The 22993-nt window shown below is 68.2% G+C and carries 22 protein-coding genes; 16 read left to right on the plus strand and 6 right to left on the minus strand.

Features of this window, described 5'->3' with window-relative positions; all coding sequences use genetic code 11:
- The 12 genes from ASE48_RS11085 to ASE48_RS11140 all read left to right on the plus strand — a co-directional run bounded on the left by ASE48_RS11085 (position 1) and on the right by ASE48_RS11140 (position 11958).
- Positions 1-573 (plus strand): propanediol/glycerol family dehydratase medium subunit, encoded by a 573-nt coding sequence (locus ASE48_RS11085; RefSeq protein WP_057167114.1) that lies wholly within the window; start codon positions 1-3, stop codon positions 571-573.
- Positions 573-2441 carry a diol dehydratase reactivase subunit alpha gene (locus ASE48_RS11090; protein WP_057167115.1) on the plus strand — a complete coding sequence of 623 codons (1869 nt, stop codon included), beginning with the start codon at positions 573-575 and terminating at the stop codon, positions 2439-2441. Before ASE48_RS11085 ends, ASE48_RS11090 begins: the two co-directional genes overlap by 1 nt.
- Positions 2434-2829: a glycerol dehydratase reactivase beta/small subunit family protein gene (locus ASE48_RS11095; protein ID WP_235571029.1), complete on the plus strand. Its 396-nt coding sequence runs from the start codon at positions 2434-2436 to the stop codon at positions 2827-2829. The genes ASE48_RS11090 and ASE48_RS11095 overlap by 8 nt, the downstream gene beginning before the upstream one ends.
- A gap of 244 nt (positions 2830-3073) precedes the next feature.
- On the plus strand, positions 3074-4486 hold the full coding sequence (gene eat / locus ASE48_RS11100; RefSeq protein ID WP_057167117.1) for an ethanolamine permease: 1413 nt from the start codon (positions 3074-3076) through the stop codon (positions 4484-4486).
- Entirely contained in the window at positions 4483-5892 is a 1410-nt protein-coding gene (locus tag ASE48_RS11105; RefSeq protein WP_057167118.1) for an ethanolamine ammonia-lyase subunit EutB, read from the plus strand. Before eat ends, ASE48_RS11105 begins: the two co-directional genes overlap by 4 nt.
- A complete protein-coding gene (gene eutC / locus ASE48_RS11110) occupies positions 5889-6701 on the plus strand; it encodes an ethanolamine ammonia-lyase subunit EutC (RefSeq protein WP_057167119.1) in 813 nt (270 codons plus the stop codon). Before ASE48_RS11105 ends, eutC begins: the two co-directional genes overlap by 4 nt.
- A 229-nt stretch (positions 6702-6930) precedes the next feature.
- Positions 6931-7374, plus strand: coding sequence for a 50S ribosomal protein L13 (rplM, locus tag ASE48_RS11115; RefSeq protein WP_057167120.1), 444 nt, complete (start codon positions 6931-6933; stop codon positions 7372-7374).
- A gap of 95 nt (positions 7375-7469) precedes the next feature.
- On the plus strand, positions 7470-7904 hold the full coding sequence (gene rpsI / locus ASE48_RS11120; RefSeq protein ID WP_082614123.1) for a 30S ribosomal protein S9: 435 nt from the start codon (positions 7470-7472) through the stop codon (positions 7902-7904).
- A gap of 390 nt (positions 7905-8294) precedes the next feature.
- A complete protein-coding gene (locus ASE48_RS11125) occupies positions 8295-8786 on the plus strand; it encodes a hypothetical protein (protein ID WP_156409148.1) in 492 nt (163 codons plus the stop codon).
- A gap of 157 nt (positions 8787-8943) precedes the next feature.
- Positions 8944-10281 carry a phosphoglucosamine mutase gene (gene glmM / locus ASE48_RS11130; RefSeq protein WP_057167122.1) on the plus strand — a complete coding sequence of 446 codons (1338 nt, stop codon included), beginning with the start codon at positions 8944-8946 and terminating at the stop codon, positions 10279-10281.
- 49 nt (positions 10282-10330) lie between these two features.
- Positions 10331-10636 (plus strand): type VII secretion target, encoded by a 306-nt coding sequence (locus tag ASE48_RS11135; protein WP_082614116.1) that lies wholly within the window; start codon positions 10331-10333, stop codon positions 10634-10636.
- Positions 10633-11958, plus strand: coding sequence for a hypothetical protein (locus ASE48_RS11140; protein ID WP_156409149.1), 1326 nt, complete (start codon positions 10633-10635; stop codon positions 11956-11958). The genes ASE48_RS11135 and ASE48_RS11140 overlap by 4 nt, the downstream gene beginning before the upstream one ends.
- 1 nt (position 11959) lies before the next feature.
- Here ASE48_RS11140 and ASE48_RS11145 read toward each other — a convergent pair whose 3' ends face one another.
- From ASE48_RS11145 to ASE48_RS11160, 4 genes are all read right to left on the minus strand, one after another.
- Positions 11960-12637, minus strand: coding sequence for a histidine phosphatase family protein (locus ASE48_RS11145; RefSeq protein ID WP_057167125.1), 678 nt, complete (start codon positions 12635-12637; stop codon positions 11960-11962).
- Positions 12638-12749: 112 nt separating this feature from the next.
- Positions 12750-14120, minus strand: a complete 1371-nt coding sequence (locus ASE48_RS11150; RefSeq protein ID WP_057167126.1) for a DEAD/DEAH box helicase — start codon at positions 14118-14120, stop codon at positions 12750-12752.
- A 168-nt stretch (positions 14121-14288) separates the two neighbouring features.
- Positions 14289-15329, minus strand: coding sequence for an LLM class F420-dependent oxidoreductase (locus ASE48_RS11155; protein WP_057167127.1), 1041 nt, complete (start codon positions 15327-15329; stop codon positions 14289-14291).
- Positions 15330-15376: 47 nt separating this feature from the next.
- Positions 15377-16219: a dienelactone hydrolase family protein gene (locus ASE48_RS11160; RefSeq protein WP_057167128.1), complete on the minus strand. Its 843-nt coding sequence runs from the start codon at positions 16217-16219 to the stop codon at positions 15377-15379.
- A gap of 110 nt (positions 16220-16329) precedes the next feature.
- Here ASE48_RS11160 and glmS point away from each other — a divergent pair, with 110 nt between their 5' ends.
- Entirely contained in the window at positions 16330-18198 is a 1869-nt protein-coding gene (glmS, locus tag ASE48_RS11165; RefSeq protein ID WP_057167129.1) for a glutamine--fructose-6-phosphate transaminase (isomerizing), read from the plus strand.
- Between the two features lie 5 nt (positions 18199-18203).
- Here the strand turns inward: glmS and ASE48_RS11170 are convergent, their stop codons facing one another.
- Positions 18204-18959 carry a helix-turn-helix domain-containing protein gene (locus ASE48_RS11170; RefSeq protein ID WP_057167130.1) on the minus strand — a complete coding sequence of 252 codons (756 nt, stop codon included), beginning with the start codon at positions 18957-18959 and terminating at the stop codon, positions 18204-18206.
- 217 nt (positions 18960-19176) lie between these two features.
- On the opposite strand from ASE48_RS11170, the gene cynS reads away from it, so the two are divergent.
- Both cynS and ASE48_RS11180 read left to right on the plus strand, forming a co-directional pair.
- Complete coding sequence (cynS, locus tag ASE48_RS11175; RefSeq protein ID WP_057167131.1) at positions 19177-19623, plus strand: cyanase; 447 nt, start codon at positions 19177-19179, stop codon at positions 19621-19623.
- Positions 19624-19646: 23 nt separating this feature from the next.
- A complete protein-coding gene (locus ASE48_RS11180; protein WP_057167161.1) occupies positions 19647-20504 on the plus strand; it encodes a formate/nitrite transporter family protein in 858 nt (285 codons plus the stop codon).
- On the opposite strand, the gene ASE48_RS11185 is transcribed toward ASE48_RS11180, so the two are convergent.
- Positions 20477-21379 carry a DMT family transporter gene (locus ASE48_RS11185; RefSeq protein WP_057167132.1) on the minus strand — a complete coding sequence of 301 codons (903 nt, stop codon included), beginning with the start codon at positions 21377-21379 and terminating at the stop codon, positions 20477-20479. The genes ASE48_RS11180 and ASE48_RS11185 overlap by 28 nt on opposite strands.
- A 66-nt stretch (positions 21380-21445) precedes the next feature.
- On the opposite strand from ASE48_RS11185, the gene pdxR reads away from it, so the two are divergent.
- The gene (gene pdxR / locus ASE48_RS11190; protein WP_057167133.1) at positions 21446-22861 is read left to right on the plus strand and encodes a MocR-like pyridoxine biosynthesis transcription factor PdxR; all 1416 of its coding nucleotides are present in this window, start codon (positions 21446-21448) and stop codon (positions 22859-22861) included.
- The last annotated feature ends 132 nt before the right edge of the window (positions 22862-22993 follow it).

Raw genomic sequence — 22993 nt, forward strand, 5'->3', positions numbered from 1 at the left:
ATGTCGGAAAGGGTACTCACTTTCGTCGATGAGAAGCCGGCCGAGTCGGGGAAGCGGACCGATGAGGTGCTGGTGGGAATCTCGCCGGCGTTCGCCGATTTCTTCAGCCAGACCATCACCGGGATGTCGCACGCCGATGTGATCCGCCAGATTCTCGCCGGTATCGAGGAGCAGGAGGTGTCGGCACGCATCGTGCGGATCCGGCACAGCAGCGACCTGGCCGTCGTCGCGCACACCGCGGCGAAGCTGTCCGGATCCGGTATCGCGATCGGCCTGCTGTCCCGCGGCACCACGATGATCCACCAGCGGGATCTGCCGCGGCTGTCGAGCCTGGAACTGTTCCCGCAGAGCCCGCTGATGACGCTGGAGACCTACCGGCAGGTCGGCTCGAATGCGGCCCAGTACGCCAAAGGCGAATCACCCGAACCCGTTCCGACGCTGAACGATCAGATGGCCCGGCCGCGCTGGCAGGCCAAGGCGGCCCTGCTGCATCTCAAGGAGACCGAGCAGATCGTCAAGGGTGCAAAGCCGGTCGAGGTGGTGCCGCAGTTCGCTGAAGCCCTGGCGAACTGATGTCGCAGACCGTTGTCGGTGTCGACATCGGCAACTCGACGACGGAGGCCAGCGCCGCGACGATCGGACCCGACGGGTCGGTGCAGTACCTCGGGGCTGCCCTGGCGCCCACCACGGGCGTCAAGGGCACCCCGCGCAATGTCGACGGCGTGGCGGATGTGGTCGAACGCGCACTGCGGGTGGCAGGTGTCGCGGTGGGCGATCTCGACGTCGTGCTGCTCAACGAGGCGACCCCGGTGATCAGCGGGATGGCGATGGAGACCATCACCGAGACCATCATCACCGAGTCGACGATGATCGGGCATGACCCGCGCACCCCGGGTGGCCGCGGCTTGGGCGTCGGCACCACCGTCGGTTTCGATGCGCTCGCCGAAACCTCCACGGCGGAACCGGTGATCGTCGTCGTACCCAGAGGTGTGGACTTCGAGGTCGCGGCGGGACAGATCAACACCGCGACCCGTCGCGGTGTCGCGGTGGCCGCGGCGATCCTCGGGAACGACGATGCCGTCCTGGTGGTCAACCGGCTGGACGGCGCCATCCCGGTGATCGACGAGGTGTCGCGTATCGACGCCGTGCCGCTGGGCATGTTGGCAGCGGTGGAGGTCGCCGGACCGGGCCAGTCGATCCGCACCCTGTCCAATGCCTACGGGCTGGCCACCATTTTCGAACTCGATGCGGCAGCCACCAGGGTGGTGTCACCGGTGGCCCGGGCGCTGACCGGGAACCGCTCCGCGGTGGTCGTCCGCACACCCGCCGGCGATGTCGCCGATCGCACCATTCCGGCGGGATCCCTCGAACTCAAGGGCGAGAGCCGTCGTGCGACAGTCGACGTGTCGCGTGGCGCCGTCGAGATCATGTCCGCCGTCGAGCGGGTCAGCCCGTTGGCCGATGTCAGCGGCGAGGCGGGCACCAACACCGGCGGCATGATCGCGAACGTGCGCCAGAGTATGGCCGACCTCTCCGATCACGCCGTCGCCGACGTACACATCAAGGACCTGCTTGCGGTGGACACCTTTGTCCCGCAGGAGGTTCGCGGCGGTGTGGCCGGGGAGGTGGCGCTGGAGAACGCAGTGGCACTCGCCGCGATGGTGCGCACCCGGGACAGCGGAATGCAGGCGGTGGCCGCCGCGGTGGCCGACCGCCTGCGTGCCGGCGGAGCCGAAGATGTCGAGGTCATCGTGGGCGGGGTCGAGGCCGAGATGGCGGTGCTCGGTGCCCTCACCACCCCCGGCACCGACAAACCGCTTGTCGTGCTCGACCTCGGCGGCGGATCCACCGACGCGGCGCTGATCGAGATCGACGGTTCGATCGAGGCGGTGCACCTTGCCGGGGCGGGCGATCTGGTCACCAAGCTCATCGATGCCGAACTCGGCCTGGACAATCTGGAACTGGCCGAGGACATCAAACGATGCCCACTCGGCAAGGCCGAGAGCTTCTTCCATGTCCGGCTGGAGAACGGCACCGTGCAGTTCTTCGAGAAGCCGCTGCCGGCAACGGCATTTGCCCGGGTGGTCACCCTCGATGGGCACAGCATGAACCCGATTCCGGGACGGCATTCGATGGAGCGGATCAGAACCGTCCGGCGGACCGCCAAGGAACGCATCTTCGTCGTCAATGCGCTGCGTTCGTTACGCACGGTCGCTCCGGGCGGAGATCTGCGTCAGATCGGCTTCGTGGTGCTGCTGGGTGGCTGCGCCCTGGATTTCGAGATCCCGCAGCTCATCGCGGATGCCCTGGCCCCGTATGGGATCGTCTGCGGCACAGGCAATATCCGCGGCACCGAGGGGCCGCGCAATGCGGTGGCGTCGGGCCTTGTCGCCTCCTACGCGGGCCGATCTGCCGGCGTGCTGGTGGGCGACAGTGGCTGAAAGGTCCACCGGCCGCGGTGGCCAGCCGTCCCGGCCGGTGATCGTCGTACTCAGTGACGGCGCCGGACCGCCGGTGCGTGAGGTGCTGGCGGGGATAGAGGAAGAGGGCGTGCCGTCGTCGGCGCGGCCGGTGGCCGACGCCGATCGAGGCATCGCCGCAGCAGATCTCGCCGTGCGGGCCGCAATGCAATCACCGCTGCAGGTCGGGGTGGGCGTCAGCGCGGCGGGGGATATCTGTGTATGCCACGCGAAGCTCGCGCAACCGGTGTTCGAACTGTCTGCCGGAACGCCGGACGCCGCGGCGCGGACCATGGGGCACAACGCCGCCCGCATCGTGGCCGGACTGCCGCTGAAGTCGCTGACCGATTACCATCTCGGCCACGTTTGAGGCCATGTTGGGCTGGACACGGCAGCCTTAACGGACGATACTGCTGTATCAAAGGTTGGGTATCAGACCTTTAGGCTGCCCGGAGTTGAGCAGTCGAACGCTGGAAGTCCGTGGCCGGGCAGGAGCATCTCGCAAGGTTTCGGTTGCCGCCACGCCTTCCCGGTCAGCCCGAGGCTGGCAGTAGTCAGGCAGCGTCGTGAAATTCAGAAAAGACTTGATTGCACTGTGAACGAAGGAGTTCCAAGTGGCCGGTGTTGAAGAACACCTCGAGAGTGCGGACTATCTGCAGAAGCGTCAGCTCAAATCGGGCACCGCGGGCTGGGTGCTGCTGGCAGGTCTCGGCATCAGCTATGTCATATCCGGCGACTACTCGGGCTGGAACTTCGGCCTGGAGCAGGGCGGGTTCGGCGGTCTCGCGATCGCCGCGGTCATCATCGCGGGCATGTACCTGGCGCTGGTGCTGGGCATGGCCGAGCTGTCCTCGGCGCTGCCGGCCGCCGGTGGCGGCTACACCTTCGCGCGCCGCGCGATGGGCCCGTGGGGTGGTTTTGCCACCGGCACAGCCATTCTCATCGAGTACGCCATCGCGCCGGCGGCCATCGCCACCTTCATCGGGGCCTATGTCGAGTCGCTGGGGCTGTTCGGCATCACCGACGGTTGGTGGGTGTACCTGGTGGCCTACGCCATCTTCATCGGCATCCATCTGGCCGGTGTGGGTGAGGCGCTCAAAGTGATGTTCGTGATCACCGCCATCGCACTGGTCGGTCTGCTGGTGTTCGCCATCGCCGCCGTCGGGCACTTCGATGTCGCCAACCTGACCGATATGGCCGTCGACGAGAGCGCCGCCGGCGCCTCCAGCTGGCTGCCCAACGGTTACCTGGGCATCTGGGCCGCCTTCCCGTTCGCCATCTGGTTCTTCCTGGCGATCGAAGGAGTGCCGCTGGCCGCCGAGGAGACCGCCAACCCCGAACGCAACGTGCCGCGCGGCATCATCGCCGGCATGGGCGTCCTGCTGGTCACCTGCGCCGCCGTGCTGATCCTCACCACCGGCGCCGGCGGTGCGGCGGCGATGTCGTCATCGGGTAACCCACTGGTCGAGGCGCTCGGCGACGGCACCGCCGCCAAGATCGTCAACTACATCGGTCTGGCGGGCCTGATCGCCAGCTTCTTCTCCATCATCTACGCCTACTCGCGACAGCTGTTCGCGCTGTCGCGGGCCGGATATCTGCCCAGGGTGCTGTCGGTCACCAACTCGCGCAAGGCGCCCATGCTGGCGCTCATCGTGCCCGGGATCATCGGGTTCGTGCTGTCGCTGACAGGGCAGGGCGCGATGCTGCTGAACATGGCGGTCTTCGGTGCGGCGCTGAGCTACGTCCTGATGATGATCAGCCATATCGTGTTGCGCCGCCGCGAGCCGGATATGCCGCGGCCGTATCGCACCCCCGGCGGTGTCGCCACCACCGGCTTCGCCCTCGTCATCGGGGTGTTCGCCGTCATCGCCACCTTCCTGGTCGACCCGGTCGCCGCGGGCTGGTGCCTGGCTGTCTTCGCCGCATTCATGCTGTATTTCGCGTTCTACAGCCGGCACAAGCTGGTGGCCAACTCGCCCGATGAGGAATTCGCCATGCTGGCGCGGGCGGAGGACGAGCTCAAGTGATCTACCGGCAGCAGGTCTCCGGCGTGAACTACGCCTTCGACGGACTCGTGGAGGTGATGGCCAAGGCCACACCGCTGCGCTCGGGCGACCAGCTCGCCGGGTGCGCCGCCGAGCACGATGCCGAACGCGCGGCCGCCGCGTGGGTGCTCGCAGACCTGCCGCTGGACACTTTTCTCAATCAGGAGATCGTCTCCTACGAGACCGACGAGGTCACCCGGCTGATCATGGATACCCATGACCGTCAAGCCTTTTCGGCGATATCGGGACTGACGGTGGGCGGCCTGCGGGACTGGCTGCTGGAGACTTCCGCGCATGACGACAGCGCCACGCGCATCGCGGCCGTCGCCCCGGGCCTGACTCCGGAGATGGTGGCCGCGGTCAGCAAGATCATGCGCAACCAGGATCTCATCGCGGTCGCGGCGGCCACCCGGGTCACCGCGTCGTTCCGCACCACCATCGGCCTGCCCGGCACGCTCGCGACCCGGCTGCAGCCCAACCATCCGACCGACGACCCGCGCGGTATCGCCGCGGCCGTCCTGGACGGGCTGCTACTGGGCTGCGGGGATGCGGTGCTCGGCATCAACCCGGCGACCGACTCTCCGCAGGCCACCGCCGACCTGTTGGTGCTGCTGGACTCCATCCGCACCCGCTACGACATTCCGGTGCAGTCCTGCGTGCTGTCGCACATCACCACCACCATCGGGTTGATCGAGAGCGGGGCGCCCGTCGACCTGGTGTTCCAGTCCATCGCCGGGACCGAGGGCGCGAACTCCGCCTTCGGCGTGGACATCGCACTGCTGCGGGAGGGACGCGACGCCGCGATGAGCCTGGGACGCGGCACCGTCGGTGACAACGTGATGTACCTGGAGACCGGGCAGGGCTCGGCGCTCAGTTCACACACCCACCTGGGTGTCGGCGGCAAACCGGTCGACCAGCAGACCCTGGAGACGCGGGCCTACGCCGTCGCGCGCGACCTGAACCCGTTGCTGGTCAACACCGTCGTCGGTTTCATCGGGCCGGAATACCTCTATGACGGCAAGCAGATCATCCGGGCCGGGCTGGAAGACCACTTCTGCGGCAAGCTGCTCGGGCTGCCCATGGGCGTGGATGTCTGCTACACCAACCACGCCGAGGCCGACCAGAACGACATGGACACCCTGCTGACGCTGCTGGCGGCGGCCGGCGCAGCGTTCGTGATCACCGTGCCGGGAGCCGATGACGTGATGCTGGGCTATCAGAGCCTGTCCTTCCACGACGTGCTCACCACCCGCCGCACCCTGGGACTGCGGCCGGCCCCGGAGTTCCAGGCCTGGCTGCGCAAGGTCGGGATGGTCGACGAGGCCGGCCGACTGACACCGTTCGATCTGACGCACTCACCGTTGCGTGCGCTCACCTCCGCTACATGAGGAGCGCTGTGAGTAGTAGTGATGCCGCCGACATTCCGACCCGGGAGGGTGATTCGGCGGTCCAGGAGTTCTGGGCCGAACTGCGCAAGACCACCCAGGCCAGGATCGGGCTGGGCCGGGCCGGCAATGCCCTGCCCACCCGTGAGGTCCTGGCGCTGGCGGCCGCGCATGCCGCGGCCCGCGACGCCGTGCACATCCCGCTGGACACCGATGCCCTCGCCGCCGCGGTGCGCGAGGCCGGGATCGGTGACCCGGTGGTCGTGACCAGCAGGGCGAGCACGCGCGAGGAGTACCTGCGCCGCCCGGATCTGGGCCGGATGCCCGCCGAGGACATGCAGGTACCCAGCGCGCCCGCCGATATCGGCTTCGTGCTGGCCGACGGACTGTCGCCCACCGCGCTGAGCCACCACGGCGCCGCCCTGCTGAAAGCCCTGGTGGGGCGGCTGGGTGACCGGTACACCCTGGCCCCACCGGTGATCGCCACCCAGGCCCGCGTCGCGCTCGGCGATCACATCGCGGCGGCGCAGGGCGCACGCACACTGGTGCTGATCATCGGGGAACGTCCCGGTCTGAGCGTCGCCGACAGCCTCGGCATCTATTTGACGCACCTGCCCCGGCCCGGCCGCACCGACGCCGACCGCAACTGCATCTCCAACATCCATCCGCCCGACGGGTTGGGCTACGCCGAGGCGGCGCGGGTGGCCGCAGGCCTGATCGGCGGGGCGCTGGCCCTGGGGCGATCCGGCGTCGCGCTCAAGGACACCTCGCGGCTCGACGCGCTCAACGAGACCGACACTGCTGAACTCTGATCGGGCGAGTGTCGGCTCGTGTGTCACTTCCGGCCGATTCTTCGCACACAAGCCCACAATGGTCCCCAGGAACCGCGTTTTGACCTGGGCGGATGGCGGCCGGTAAGCTCCTCCGTTGGCGTGTGCTGCCCATCCGGGCATACGGGTCCCGGGTCAACGTCGGTCGCCGGGTAACCCTGAGCGCGTCCGCCTGACCGGCACCGTAACCCGAGAGTAGAAGGTAAGCACTGTGCCTACTTACACGCCGAAGGCGGGTGACACCACGCGTTCGTGGTACGTCATCGACGCCCAAGACGTGGTGCTCGGCCGTCTCGCCGTCGAAGCAGCCAAGCTGCTGCGCGGCAAGCACAAGCCGACATTCACGCCCAACGTCGACGGTGGCGACTTCGTCATCGTCATCAACGCCGAGAAGATCGCCGTCAGCGGCGACAAGCTCACCAACAAGTTCGCTTACAGCCACTCGGGTTACCCGGGCGGTCTGCGCAAGCGCACCATCGGCGAGCTGCTGGAGAAGCACCCCACCCGTGTCGTGGAGAACGCGATCATCGGGATGCTGCCGCACAACAAGCTCAGTCGCCAGGTTCAGAAGAAGCTGAAGGTGTACGCCGGCCCGGAGCATCCGCATGCCGCGCAGCAGCCGATTCCGTTCGAGATCAAGCAGGTGGCCCAGTGACCGAAGTGAACGAGACCGAGGTTGTCGAGGTGGAAGTGACCGAAGACGCCGTGCAGGCGCCTGAGGCGACCGAAACCGCCGACGAGACCGTCGTCGTGGAAGCCGCAGTCGAGGAAGCCGCTCCGCGCGAGCCGATCTACATCGACCGCCCCATCCAGACGGTCGGCCGCCGTAAAGAGGCCGTCGTCCGGGTGCGCCTGGTGCCCGGCACCGGCAAGTTCCATCTGGACGGCCGCACCCTGGAGGCCTACTTCCCGAACAAGGTGCATCAGCAGCTGATCAAGGCTCCGCTGGTGACCGTGGACCGCGTGGACAGCTTCGACATCTACGCCCACCTCGACGGTGGTGGCCCGTCCGGGCAGGCCGGCGCACTGCGTCTGGCCATCGCGCGTGCACTGATCATCGTGCAGCCCGAGGACCGTCCGGCCCTGAAGAAGGCCGGCTTCCTCACGCGTGACCCGCGTGCCATCGAGCGCAAGAAGTACGGCCTCAAGAAGGCCCGTAAGGCTCCGCAGTACAGCAAGCGCTGATCTGTTCAGTCTTGGCACCGCCGGGTGTGGATTCCGATCCACACCCGGCGGTTTCTTTTTATCGTGACCTTGTTAGCTGACGTCTTTGCCGCAGGGTGTGGGTAAAGGCGTCGGGGGTGCCGACCTCGCCGGGTCCGTCACTGTTCATCTCGGCGTTTTGCCTTGCAAGGCCCTCGCCCGCAGCGAATTTTCGAGCCTCGGCGATATGTTGGCCCTGACGCCGATGTTTGCGGGGTGGGTTTGACACTGCGTGCGGCGCTGCACCACCTTGGGTGTGGAGCGGGGGCGCTGCAGCATGCGCCCAGGCAGAGAATCTGCCGTCGGTACGAGTCAGTCAGCTCGTGGGGGACCGGCACCGCTTCGCTGACTGAAAGGATGAATATGAACAAGATGACCTTTACGCGAGTGACCGCCGGTGCCGCCCTTGGTAGCGCACTGCTTCTGTTCGGAGGAGCCGCAGCGGCCAACGCCGAGCCCGGCGACGGACGTGTGGACCTCGCCATCGGCACCGCCGGCGTTCTCACCGGTGTGCCCCTTGAGACGGCCACCCAGATCGCCGCAGGAGTCTGCGACAGCGATGCCACCACGATCTCCACCGTCGCCGAGAGCGTCGACGCCAGTGGCGCGCAGCAGAGCGTGTGCAACAACGACATCGGTGCCGTCGACTTCCGGCAGAACACCGCCACCGTCGAGGACGGTTCCTCCGGTGTGATCGATGCGCCGGGTACCGCCGAGGGGGCTTCCTTCTCCGAGGAGCCCGCGACGGAGACCGAGGCGCCCGCACCCGATGACGTGACCGGTGACGAGGAGCCTGCGATCGAGGGTTCCGAATCTCCGGTGACGCCCACCACCACGACCCCAGTTCCTGCCCCTGTCGGGTAGTCAGATCAGGTCGACCAGCAGCATCCCCACCGCCCGTACCCGCCAGGGTGCGGGCGGTGGTCCGTTCCGGCCACGAGCGGGTATCGATCGGGCGCCGACACGGGTTCAGGGGTTGCCAGTTGGCTCTTTGGGCGTCTCGTGTGAGAAATTTGTGGGCATGGCTCGACTGTTCGGCACCGACGGCGTGCGCGGAGTCGCCAATCTCGACCTGACCGCCGAGTTGGCGCTCGCACTGGGCGCTGCCGCTGCCCGGCGGCTGGGATCTGCCGGCGGCTCCCGGCGCAGGGTCGCCGTGGTGGGGCGCGACCCGCGCGCCAGTGGTGAAATGCTGGAGGCCGCGGTGATCGCCGGCCTGACCAGTGAGGGCATCGATGCGTTACGTGTCGGGGTGCTCCCCACTCCCGCGGTGGCCTATCTGACCAGCGCCTATGACGCGGATTTCGGCATCATGATCTCCGCGTCGCACAATCCGATGCCCGACAACGGCATCAAGATCTTCGGCCCCGGCGGGCACAAGCTCGACGACGCCACCGAGGACCGCATCGATGAACTGTTGACCTCCGGTCCGGGCGTCCGTCCACTCGGTGGTGGCATCGGGCGGGTCGTCGATGCCGAAGACGCCCTGGACCGCTATCTGCGGCACGTCGCCAAAGCCGTCACCACCAGGCTTGACGGGGTCAAAGTGGTGGTCGACTGTGCCAATGGCGCCGCCTATACCGCCGCCCCGCTGGCGTACCGCGCGGCCGGCGCCGAGGTCATCACCCTGAACGCCGCGCCCAACGGGCTCAATATCAACGACGGCTGCGGATCCACCCATATGGAGGAGCTGCAGGAGGCCGTCGTCGCGCACGGCGCCGATCTGGGTCTGGCCCATGACGGCGACGCCGACCGTTGCCTGGCCGTCGACGCCGCCGGTGAGCTCATCGACGGTGACGCCATCATGGTGATGATGGCGCTGGCCATGCAGGAAGCCGGCGAGTTGGCCTCCAACACCCTGGTCGCCACCGTGATGAGCAATCTGGGACTGCACCTGGCGATGCGGGCGGCCGGTATCGAGGTCCGCACCACTGCGGTCGGTGACCGGTACGTGCTCGAGGAACTGCGGGCCGGTGAGTTCTCGCTGGGTGGCGAACAGTCGGGTCACATCGTGTTGCCGAGCTTCGGCACCACCGGCGACGGGATCGTCACCGGGCTGCGGCTGATGTCGCGGATGGCGCAGACCGGCTCCACACTTGCCCAGCTGTGCGAGCCGATGCAGACCTTGCCGCAGGTGCTGATCAATGTCGCCGTCGCCGACAAGGCGACCGTTGCCCAGACCGACACGGTGCGGACCGCGGTCGCTGCGGCCGAGGCCGAACTGGGTGACACCGGCCGGATCCTGCTACGCCCGTCGGGCACCGAGCAGGTCGTCCGGGTGATGGTGGAAGCCGCCGACGCGGACACCGCCCGCCAGCTCGCGGTGCGGGTCGCCGAATCGGTCAGCCAACAGAAATAGTCTCTGCCGGAGGGGAACCGAACCGGGCGCCGCTGCGTCCAATTCGGGTATGGGACTTTTCGACTCTGCCCGGATGGATGCCGCCGCGGTACTCGATATCGCGCACCACTACGACAACGCCGCCGACCAGGTGGACAGCGCGTTGCAGCGATGCCAGGCAGCGCTGACGTTCACCGGTACGCGCGCCGGCCGGGAGTACACCGACGGAGGCGGCGAGGTGCGCCGGTCTGTCGAGCACACCATCGGCGCACTGCGCGGCTGGTCGCGCAGCTGCCGCGAAATAGCTTCGCAGCTTCGGGTTTCCGCCGAGGATTACGCGCAGATCGATGACCGCGCCGCACGCCGGATCGGATGATGGACGTGCTGGAAGCGGGAGCGCCCGCGGTCGAGGTGATGACCGAGTATGTGCGGGCCTGTCGCCTGCTCGGGCATTCGGCGCCGGAGCCGGCCGGCCTGCACGCCGCGTACACCGCCGAGGACGGTATGGACCTGCAGGCGCTGGATGACGATCATCGCACGCTGTCGGCAGCCGTCGCCGGAGCCGAGGGGGCACTGCTGCTGCAGGAACAGGCACGGCGAGCGCTGGCCACGGCATGGCGGGGTGCCGGAGCCGAGGCGGCCGCCGATCACCTGGCGCGCCACGCGGAAGCGGCGGCCACCGCCCTCGACGGGCTGCGCGGCACCGCGGCCGCGCTCACGGACCTGCGAAACCGGCTGCGGCAGTTGATCGATGCCAAGGTCGGCACCGCGCAGGACATCGAGGCGCGGGGGATGAGGGCCGAATGGTTGAGCGCATCCCGCATCGTGACGACCGGAACCGGGGACCGGGCCGGCGCCAGCGAAATGGTGGACATGCAGGTCGCGCCGTTCGTGGCCAACGATATTGCCCTCGACTGGGTTTGCGCGATGCGGGACACCGAGTCGGCGGTCCGGCAGGCGTACCGCGATGCCGTTGCAGCGATCGTTGCGGAGGCCTCGGTCGTGTTCGAGCGACCCGGCCTGTCGGTGACCGAACCTTCTGTCGCCGAGTCGGTTTCCGGTCCGTCATCCCCGGCTCCGGTGGCGCCGGCCGGGTATGTTGCGGGCCCGGTACCTGCGGGTGCGGCCCCCGCTCAGGCCCCTGCCGTCCCGATGGCACCGCCATTGGCGGCGCCACCTGCGCCCCCACCGGCGGCGCTGGATCCGATGGCCGCGGCACCCATGCCGACTGCCGCTTCGCCGCTCGGTCCGGGCATGTCGGGCATGTCGGGACTGTCCGGTCTCGGACAGTCCTTCGCCGACCTGCTGGGCAGCCTGTTCGGTTCCGGCGGTGACGGACTCGGCGAAAGTCTGGGGGCTGCCGGTGATCTGGATTCCCTCACCGACGATGTCCCGGAGGACACCGAGCCGGACGACCTGGACGGGATCGAGGACGAGGGCGACGTGGACGACGAAGACGCCGAGGAGGAGGAACCGCTGGAGGACGAGACATCCGTGGCGGAACCGGGGGAGCAGCCTGCCGAGGAGGAGGCGCCGGTGGAAAACGTTGTGCCCGTTGCGGTGCCGCCGGAACCGTTGGCGCCGACGCCGGTGGCCGAACCGCCGGCCGAGCCCGTGGTGGCGGAGCCCGCCGAGCCGGTGCCGTCCGACACGCCCTGCGAGATCGCCGCCGACGAACTGCCGCAGGCCGGGCCGTGAGCTAGGGGCTGCGGGTGACCAGGTTCCAGCCGTCGGCCGGATTACCGCGTATCACAAAGTATCCGGTGTTCTGCAGCGGTGTGGTCGCCAGAGTCGCCGTGTCCACTCCGCGCACGTTCATGGCGACCCACATCATGATGGCGGCCCCGTGCGAGTAGGCAAGGACGTTGGGGTCCGGGTCGCCGACGGTGTCCCGGTACATGGTCTCGACGGCCTCGTCGTACCGGGCGTCGAATTCATTGCCGTCGATCGAACCCGGTATGCGCGCGGCGCGATCACCACGCAGCCACTGTAGGGGAGCGTGGAAGTAGGTGGCGCCTGCCTCGGCCTCGGGCAGGCCCTCGTAGTTGCCGGCTTCGATCTCGCGCAGGCCCGGCAACACCACGACCGGCTCATGGAGAGCCGCCGCCATCGGCTGTGCGGTCTGCTGGGTCCGGACCATGGTCGACGCGAAGATGGCGTCGTAGGTCTGGCCCTTGCCCCGTAGCGCGCCGGCGACGGACTCCGCCTCGTGCACGCCCAGTTCGGTGAGTACCGGCCCGGGGGTCGAGGTGTCGATGAGACCGGAGGCGTTGCCCGCGGACTGCGCGTGGCGGACCAGGGTGAGGGTGATGTCGCGCAGCTGCGCGAGGGCCACCGGCGCTGCGCCGATCGACAGGGTCAGCGCGATCACCAACATGACTGCTGTGCGCGTGCTGCTGCTCCGGGCCACGGGAGATCCTTTCAGAGAGACAACACGGTCGCGACTGAAAATTCAGCCGCGACCATGTCGCCCATCTCATTGCAAAAAGCTAGCGCGAACCGGTGCGCGCCGTTCCGGAACCGGTGCGGCGCTGTCCGCCGCGACCGCCACTGGAGCGACCGCCGCCGGTGTGGCCCGAGCCGGCCGGAGCTGCGCCGCCGGCACCGTTGTGGCGCTGGGGCCTGCGGCGGCGTCCGGGCTGCTGCGAGGTGCGTGCAGGTGCTTCCGGAGTCTCGATCACGAGACCGCCGGTGAAGGAACGCTCGCCGGGGGCGATCTCCTGCAGCACCGGGTGCGAGGCGCCGCTGAACTTGGTGATGGTCGGCTTGACGCCGGCCTTGCGGGTCAGCACCCGCACATCGGCGACCTGATCGTCGACCATCAGGGTCACCACGGTGCCGTCGTTACCGGCGCGGGCGGTACGCCCGGACCGGTGCAGGTAGGCCTTGTGCTCGACCGGCGGGTCGGCGTGCACCACCAGGTTGACGTCGTCGACGTGGATACCGCGTGCGGCGATATCGGTGGCGACCAGCACCGAGGCGGAGCCGTCGGAGAACGCCCCGAGATTGCGGGTACGGGCGTTCTGGGAAAGGTTGCCGTGCAGTTCAACTGCCGGCACGCCACGTGAATTCAGCTTGCGAGCAAGGCCTTTGGCACCGTACTTGGTGCGGGCGAACACGATGGTGCGGCCCGGCGATGCGGCCAGGTCGGCCAGCACGTCGAAACGCGCTGCGCCATCCACGTGCAGGACGTGGTGCACCAGGGTGGAGACCGGTGAATTCTCGGAGTCGACGCTGTGCACGATCGGGTCGCGCAGGTAGCGCTGGACCAGCACGTCGACGCCACCATCGAGGGTGGCCGAGAACAGCAGCCGCTGGCAGTCGCGCGGTGTGCGGTCGAGCAGGCGCTTCACCGGAGGCAGGAAGCCGAGGTCGGCCATGTGATCGGCCTCGTCGAGCACGGTGATCTGCACCGCGGACAGGTCGGCATGACCGGACTTCACGTGGTCTTCCAGCCGGCCGGGGCAGGCGATGACGATATCGACACCGTCGCGCAGCTTCTGGATCTGCGGACCGGCGCTGACGCCGCCGAACACGGTCACCGAACGCAGGCCGGTGGCCTTGGCCAACGGTGCGAGCGACGCGTCGATCTGGGTGGCCAGCTCGCGGGTCGGCGCCAGGATCAGCGCACGCGGCCGACCGGCACGCCGCGGCGTGTCCGAGGCGGCCAGGCGGGCGACGACCGGAAGCAGGAATGCGTAGGTCTTACCGGATCCGGTGCGACCGCGGCCGAGCACATCGCGGCCGGCCAGCGAATCGGGAAGTGTCGCGGACTGAATGGGGAAAGGGGACTCGATGCCTGCGGCAGTGAGTGTGTTGACAACGGCTTCGGGCAGGCCGAAGTCGGCAAACGTAGACAAGAATGCTCCATGGATAGGAATGGTCGTCCTGCCCGGCGCGGATGGTTCCCGCGGCTCTCGGTGTGACGATCGAGCAAGGCTCAAGAAATGGCCTTGGCGAAGCGGCAAAAGGCAGAACAGACGATGCCGCTGTCACCCAGGATACCCAAGGAAGCCCAATGCCGGAAACTATGAGGTGAGCGTCACCAATTCCTCGGTGAATCGCACGGCCTCGGCCTCGTCGGTGGCCAGCGGATGGACCAGCATCGTCGTGACGCCGGCCTCCTTGTAGGCAGCCAGCCGTTCCTTCACGAATCCGCGCGGTCCGACCAGCGACACGTGGCGCACCAGCTCGTCGGGCACCGCGGCGATCGCCTCGTCCTTCTTGCCCGCCAGGAACAGGTCCTGGATGTGGTCGGCGACCTCGCCGAACCCGTATCGGGTGGCCAGGTTGTGGTAGAAGTTCTTGCCCTTGGCGCCCATGCCGCCGATGTACAGCGCCAGTTGCGGTTTGGCCCAGGCCAGCCGGTCCTCGACGTCATCGCCGATGGCGAGGCTGGCGCTGACCATGATGTCCAATGGGCCGCGGGCGGGATCGCGCTTGGCATAGCCGGCGCGCAGGGCGTCACCCCACACCTCGTCGGACTTCTCCGGGTAGAAGAACACCGGCTGCCAGCCCTCGGCGATTTCTGCGGTCAGCTCAACGTTTTTCGGCCCCAGTGCCGCGATGGTGATCGGGATATTCTCTCGCACAGGGTGATTGATGAGGCGCAGCGGCTTGCCGAGCCCGGTGCCGCGACCCTCGGGCAGCGGGATCTGGTAGTGCTTGCCGTCGTAATTCACCTTCTCGCGGCGCCACACCTGCCTGCAGATTTCGACAACCTCACGGGTACGGCCCATCGGGGCGTCGAACGGGACCCCGTGGAAGCCCTCCATCACCTGCGGGCCCGACGTGCCGATGCCGAGCCGGAAGCGCCCGTCGGACACGTAGTCCAGGCCGGCTGCGGTCATGGCCAGCAGGGTCGGGGTGCGCACGTAGATGGGCACGACGCCGGACCCGAGTTCGATCGTCGAGGTCTTGGCCGCCAGGTATCCGAGCTGGCTGATGGCGTCATAGGAATAGGCCTCGGCCACCAGCGCGATGTCGACGCCGACCTTTTCCAGTTCGACGACCTGCTCGACGGCCTGTTTGAAGCCGCCCGCATAGCTGAGGAAGATTCCTGTGCGCATGGAAGAGTTATATCACCAACCGGTTGGTTGGGAGTGCGTCGAGGGCGTCAGCCCTTCAGCAGCGCGACGACCTTGTCCTCCAGCGAGGGCTGGGCGGCCTCCGGGTCGGGTGCCACCGTCTTGGGCAGCACCACCTCGGGATCGGCGAAGTCGCGGTACTCCTTGTCGCCGGTCAGTACGTACAACAGGTAGCCGGTCAGCAACGCGCGGGTCGCCTTCTGGGTGCCCTTGTCGGCGCCGGGCAGGCCGACCGCCTTGGCCAGCCGGCGTCCCTCGATGAGGCCGCCGGCCTCGGCCTTGGCCACGGTCCGCAGAATGGCTCCGGGCCAGGCGTGCGCGAGTGCGTCGGCATTGGATTTGAGGGCCGTGGTGTCGCCAGGTGCTCGCAGGATCAGACCCGGCAGCGTCAGCGCGGCGGCGGGCTGTTCGGCGGGTGGGCTGGTGACTGCGGGGAACAGCGCCGCGGCGGCCTTCAGTCGCGAACCCAGGCCGGCGGCGGTGAAGACCGCGGCCGATCCGCCGAAGCCGTGGCCGACGACGCCCAGCTTGGCGGGATGCACGCTGATCTGGCCGGGCCCCAGACGCACCCCGGCGATGATGTCCAAGGTGGTGCCCAGGTCGACGGCCAGATTGAGCGCCGATGGGGCCAGTGAGCGTTCGGTGTCGGGGGCGGCCGCCACGATGCCCCAGGACGCCAGGTGCTCCAGGGTGCCCGCATAGCGGTCGGCGGCGGCCAGCCAATCGTGGCCGAACGCCACACCGGGCAGGCTCAGACCCGACTCAGGGGTGTAGACGATGCCGGGCTGGCCGGCGAAAGCAAGGTCTCCGCGCAGGACGCGGTGCGGTCCGCGCCGGGTCAGAGCAGCGAAGAGTTTCTTCGTCTTGGCCACGCATAGACCCTAGTCGACGCCTGCGGGCCGTCATCGCCGACTGTGGCGATGAGCACCTCGCCGCCGCGCAAGGCGGGGCTGCGAAGGCGGCTGCACTACCCTGGGTCCCTATGTGTGGAATCGTCGGCTATGTCGGGCAGCGCCCTGCCTGCGAGGTCGTCGTCGATGCGCTGCGGCGGATGGAATACCGCGGCTACGACTCCTCGGGGGTGGCACTGCTCGACGGCGCCGGTGGACTCACCGTGCAACGACGGGCGGGCCGGCTGGCCAATCTGGAAGAGGCCCTCAAGGACGCCGACGCGGGCGACCTCGGCGGGACGACCGGTATGGGGCACACCCGGTGGGCCACCCACGGCCGTCCCACCGACCGCAACGCCCATCCGCACCGCGATGCCAGCGGCAAGTTCGCCGTCGTGCACAACGGCATCATCGAGAACTTCGCGGCCCTGCGCGCCGAGTTGGAGACCGCGGGCGTCGAGTTCGCCAGCGACACCGACTCCGAGGTCGCCGTGCACCTGGTCGCCCAGGCCTACCGCACCGGGGACACCGCCGGAGATTTCGTCGCCTCGGTGCTGTCGGTGCTGCGACGGTTGGAGGGTCATTTCACCCTGGTCTTCGCCTTCGCCGACGAGCCCGGCACCATCGTCGCCGCCCGCCGTTCCACCCCGCTGGTGGTCGGCGTCGGTGACGGCGAGATGTTCATCGGCTCCGATGTCGCAGCGTTCATCGAATACACCCGTGACGCAGTCGAACTCGGCCAGGACCAGGCGGTGGTCATCACCGCCGACGGGTACCGGATCTACAACTTCGCCGGCGACCGTGACGACGCGAATGCTCGCCCGTTCCATATCGACTGGGACCTCTCGGCCGCCGAAAAGGGTGGCTACGAGTACTTCATGCTCAAGGAGATCGCCGAGCAGCCCGCGGCCGTGGCCGACACCCTGCTCGGCCATTTCGTGGACGGCCGGATCGTGCTCGACGAGCAGCGGCTCTCCGACCAGGAACTGCGTGAGGTCGACAAGATCTTCATCGTCGCCTGCGGTACCGCCTATCACTCCGGCATGCTGGCCAAGTACGCGATCGAGCACTGGACTCGGCTGCCCGTCGAGGTAGAGCTCGCCAGCGAATTCCGTTACCGCGACCCGGTTCTGGACCGCAGCACCCTGGTGATCGCGATCTCGCAGTCCGGCGAGACCGCGGACACCCTGGAGGCCGTGCGGCACGCCAAGGAGCAGAAGGCCAAGGTCCTGGCCATCTGCAACACCAACGGCAGCCAGATCCCGCGCGAGGCCGACGCGGTGCTCTACACCCGCGCCGGTCCGGAGATCGGGGTGGCCTCGACCAAGACATTCCTGGCGCAGCTGACCGCCAACTATCTGGTCGGGCTGGCGCTGGCGCAGGCCCGCGGCACCAAGTACGCCGACGAGGTGGCCCGCGAGTACCACGACCTCGAGGCCATGCCCGATCAGGTTGCGCGGGTGCTGACCTGCATGGAGCCGGTGACGGCGCTGGCGCAGCGGTTCGCCCAGGCCTCCGCCGTGCTGTTCCTGGGTCGCCATGTCGGCTACCCGGTGGCGCTGGAGGGTGCGCTCAAACTCAAGGAACTCGCCTATATGCACGCCGAGGGGTTCGCTGCCGGCGAGCTCAAGCACGGCCCGATCGCGCTGATCGAGGATGACCTGCCGGTCATCGTGGTGATGCCCTCGCCCAAGAGCGCGGCCACCCTGCATGCCAAGCTGCTGAGCAACATCCGCGAGATCCAGGCCCGCGGTGCGATCACCATCGTCATCGCCGAGGAGGGCGACGACACGGTGGCCCCGTACGCCGATCACCTGATCGAGATACCGGCGGTGTCAACGCTTTTCCAGCCGCTGCTGTCGACGATCCCCATGCAGGTGTTTGCCGCCGGCGTCGCGCAGGCGCGTGGCTACGACGTGGACAAGCCCCGCAACCTGGCCAAGTCGGTCACTGTCGAGTAACCGTTTCAGCCGGTCCGTCTGGCCCATTCGCTGGGCGGGACGCCGAAGTGGCGGCGGAAAGCGCGGTTGAAGGTACCCGGGTCGGCGAAGCCGCTGGTGCGCGCTGCGTGACCCACCGAGGAGCCCTGGGCAATCAGGGCGCTCGCGAGTTCCAGTCGCTGACGGCGGATCTCCGTTGCCGGCGAGCGACCGTCCTCGGCCAACACCTGCTGGACAGAGCGCAATGAGAGGTGGAACTCGGCGGCCAGTCTGGCCGCCGTGAAATCCGGGTCACGGAAGCGCGTGCGGACATGCTCGAGCAGTCGCGCCCGCAATTCCGTGCGGGACGGCGCGGATTCGGCGATGACGCCGCCGTGCGGTTGGGCCGCCAGCCGTTCGGTGGCATCGGCGAACGCGAGAAGTCGGGTGCCGTCGGACCCCAGTGGTTTCGCCGACCAGGTGACCGGCACGGGCTGACCGGACCGGGTGATGAACCATTCGTGTGCCGTGACCCCGGGTGAGCCGCAGCCGTCGAGGATCGGGCAGGAATGCGACGGGTACCGCGAACCGTCGGGGTGCCACTCGTGCAGGGTGTCGTGGCTGGGTGCGCCGATCACGTCATCGCCGGATCGGTAGCCGAGCATGCTCAGCGCTGCCTGATTCGCCAGCGCCACAGTGCCGTCCGGGCCGATCACCCACAGCGGGGTCGGCGCGACATCGATCGCCGCCGACAACGTCCCGGCGTCGAGCGGGGTCACGCTGAAGTTCGTCTGGTTGACCATGCTCCCACCTGGCTTCCGATGATGAGCCGAGGCTAGGCGCAGGGCGTTTCGAGGTGTTTCTCCGTTCGTTACGGCGCGGTTAAACGATGGGCAGACGCTGCCGGGCTGCGCAAAATGCCGGATTCCCTGCGTCTTCTGCCATGGGCACGATGCCGCCGAAGCGGTGGTATTGAGCCACCACAACCCCACCGCCACGTTTCACGGAAGGAACCCGCACATGGTCTACGACCCCGCCTCGCCCGTCATCACCGAGATCGAACAACGTCGTGTCGACACCGGGATCAGCTGGCAGAAGCTCGCCGAGCACATCGACCGGCCGCTGGTGTGGACGGTGGCGGCCCTGCTGGGCAGCCACCCGATGCCCGCCAAAGAGGCCACCGCTGCCGGCGAACTGCTCGACCTCAGCCCGGAAACCGTTGCCGCACTTCAGCGACAGCCCTACCGGACGGCCGACCCGGCGCTGCAGACCGACCCGACGATCTACCGCTTCGTGGAACTCATCAACGTCTACGGCCCGGCCTTCAAGGCGCTGATCCACGAAGAGTTCGGCGACGGCATCATGAGCGCGATCAACTGCAACGTCTCCTTCGAGCGGCGCGCGGATCCCGGGGGAGACCGCGTCGTCGTGACCATCGACGGCAAATTCCTGCCGTACCAGTGGTGAATCCGACCGAAAGGAATCAGCCCATGTCGTATGTCAAACCCGCCGAACTCGCCGTCCGGATCATCGATGCCGGCGAGTCCAAGGTGTTCATGTCCACCCGTGACACCTTGATCCGCGCGTTCATGGCCGGTGCGATCCTCGCACTCGCCGCGGCCTTCGCGGTGACGATCTCGACGCGCACCGGTGAGCCGCTGTTGGGTGCGGTGCTCTTCCCGGTCGGCTTCTGCATGCTGCATCTGCTTGGATTCGACCTGCTGACAGCGGTTTTCACGCTGGTGCCGCTGGCGTGGCTGGACAAGCGTCCGGGTGTCACGCTCAAGCCCATGCTGCGCAACTGGGGGCTGGTGTTCATCGGCAACTTCGCCGGTGCGCTGACCGTCGCGGTGTTCATGGCGGTCTATTTCACCTACGGGTTCAGCGTCGAACCCGACGCCGTGGGACAGGCGATCGGTCAGATCGGTGAAGGCCGCACGGTGGGCTACGCCGACCACGGCGCCGCGGGAATGCTGACACTGTTCCTCCGCGGTGTGATGTGCAACTGGATGGTCTCGATGGGCGTCGTCGGCGCCATGATGTCCGACAGCCTGCCCGGCAAGGTGATCGCCATGTGGATGCCGATCATGGTGTTCTTCTACCTCGGTTTCGAGCATTCGATCGTGAACATGTTCCTGTTCCCGTCCGGGCTCATGCTCGGTGGTGACTTCACCATCGGCGACTATCTGCTGTGGAACGAAATTCCCACGGTGCTCGGCAATCTGGTGGGCGGACTGGCGTTCGTCGGGCTGGTCATCTACGCCACCCACGGCCGGACGGCGCCGTCGCGGCCGCGCCCGAAGGATCTGGTGTCGGTGGATCAGGTTCCGGTGCCGAGCAAGATCTGATCGCCGGCGGACTCGCGGTCCTCGCGCATCCCGGCCGCGAGTCCGACCCCGATCAGCGCGATGCCACCCCACACCGCGGGCCCGGGTACCGCGCCGGTCAACGGTATGCCGATCAGCGCGGCGGCGACGGGTGCGATCCCGGTGAGCAGCCCGGCCCGCCCGGTGCCCAGTGCACCCACACACGAGTACCAGAGAATGAAGGCCACCGCGGTGACGCCGACCGCGAGGTAGCCGATGGCGGCCACCTCGGCGACGTCGAACCGGGTGACGGCCCCGACACCTTCGGTACCGACCGCCAGGACGGTGAACATCGCCGCCGCCATCCAGGTGCTGTGCACCGACACCCCGACCGGTCCGTGCCGGCCCAGCACCGGCAGCGCCAGCAGGGTGAAGCCCACCTCGCAGAGAAAGACGGTCAGCGCCCACAGCAGACCCACCGTGTCCGCGCGGCCCAGACCGACCACGGCGACAGCACCGGCGCTCACCACCACCGCGGCCGCCAGCACCTTGGCGCGCGGTTGTCGGCCCTCCAGATACGGTCCGAGCGCCGCCAGAGCGACCGGTACGCAGGCCACCGCCACGGCCAGCACCGCGGGCTCGGCGTGCCGCGATCCGTGCACGAGGGCGAGGTTGAACACCACCAGACCGCTGAGCGCGACTCCGGAGAGCCAGAACCATTCCGTGCCCCGCGGGCGATGCAGGGTGCGCCGGGTGAGGCAGGCCCATCCGACCAGCAGGGCGCAGGCCAGCCCGTAGCGCAGTGCCTGAGCGGTGTGCAACGGTGCGTCGGCGAGCAGGCCGGACACGGCGACGCTACCGCCCACGAAGGTCATGCCGGCGGCCCCGGCGAGGGTGACCCGATCGGTGCTGGACATGTGGCCATGATGGCGCGAATATGGTCCTCCCAATAGCACCAAAGGGGGCGTTATCCAGTGGACCAAATGGGGGGCGGTGCCGATTTTCTGCTGCTGGATCCGTCGGGTGTGCCGCCGCGTGGCATCACCGACTGGCTGGTCGGTGCGATGCGCGGTGCCATCGGCGACGGGCGGCTGACCGCGGGGGCCCGGCTGCCCGCCACCCGCACACTGGCCGCCGATCTGGGGGTGTCGCGTGGTGTCGTCGTCGAGGTCTACCGCCGGCTGATGGACGAGGGGTTGGTATCCGGGCGCAGCGGTGGCGGCACCATCGTGCTCGACGCGCCTGCCCCCGCGGCACCGCAGCACCGGGTGCCGGTCGCAGCCGTACCGGACCGGCTGCCGCGACCCCGGCTGTCCCCGGGCGAGGGAGTGGATCTGTCGCCCGGCGTGCCTGATCTGTCGGCCTTCCCGCGCAGCATGTGGTTGCGCGCGGAACGCCGGGTGCTGACCGAGACGCCTCCCGAGGAGTTGGGTTACGGGGATCCACGCGGGCACCCGCGGCTCCGGGCTGCGCTGGCGCCGTGGTTGGGCCGAACCCGTGGTCTGCGGGTCATACCGGAGGACATCATCGTGGTGTCCGGTGTCGCGCAGGCGATGGCGCTGCTGGCTCAGCAGTTGCACCGCCAAGGCGTCACCGACATCGCGGTGGAAGATCCCGGATCACGCGGTGCGGTCGACGAACTCGCCTACTGGGGGCTCAATCCAATCCCGATTCCGGTGGATGAGGACGGACTCGTCATCGCCGATCTGGCCTCGAGCGGGGTGCGCGCCGCGTTCCTCACACCGGCCCATCAGTTCCCGACCGGTGTCGTGCTGGGGCCCGCCCGGCGCCGGGAACTGTTGGCGTGGGCGGCGCAGGCCGAGCTGATCATCGAGGACGACTACGACGCCGAGTACCGTTACGACCGGGCGCCGGTGCCGGCGTTGCACGCCGGTGCGCCGGAGCGGATCGCCTACGCGGGAAGCACATCCAAGAGCCTAGCGCCGGCGCTGCGGCTGGGATGGTTGGTGGCACCGGCGGAGCGTCGTGCGGATCTGGTCGCCGCCAAACACGCCAGCGACCTGGGCAGCCCGACCCTGCCGCAGCTGGTACTGGCCCGGCTGCTGGAGAACGGGGACTACGACCGCCACGTCCGGACGGTGCGCGCCCGGCACCGCGCCCGCCGCGACGCGTTGCTGAACGGTTTCGAGCGGCTTCCCGGCATCGAGGTGCGGGGCGTCGCGGCCGGGCTGCACGTTCTGATCACGTTTGCCGACAACGGGATCGACGATGTCGACGTGGTCGAGGCCCTGCGCGCTGCCGGCGTGGTGGTTCAGCCGCTGTCTCTGCATCGGCAACTACCCGGGCCGCCGGGGTTGGTCATCGGCTATGCGGCACATCCGCCGGACCGGCTGGCCGAAGCGGCCGGAATAATCGCGCACACGCTGCGACGGTCCTGACACAAAGTTCCGATTCAACGTGTCACACCGGAGTTGTCTTGAGTCAAGAAGTTGGCAGGTTTTTTTGGTTAATTGGGTTTAGGTATGCCTGCTGTGGGGTGTGGTCCTGGATGGCTTGGTGTGGTCGGATGG

The sequence above is a fragment of the Mycobacterium sp. Root265 genome (genome assembly GCF_001428895.1).
Classification (GTDB): Bacteria; Actinomycetota; Actinomycetes; order Mycobacteriales; family Mycobacteriaceae; genus Mycobacterium.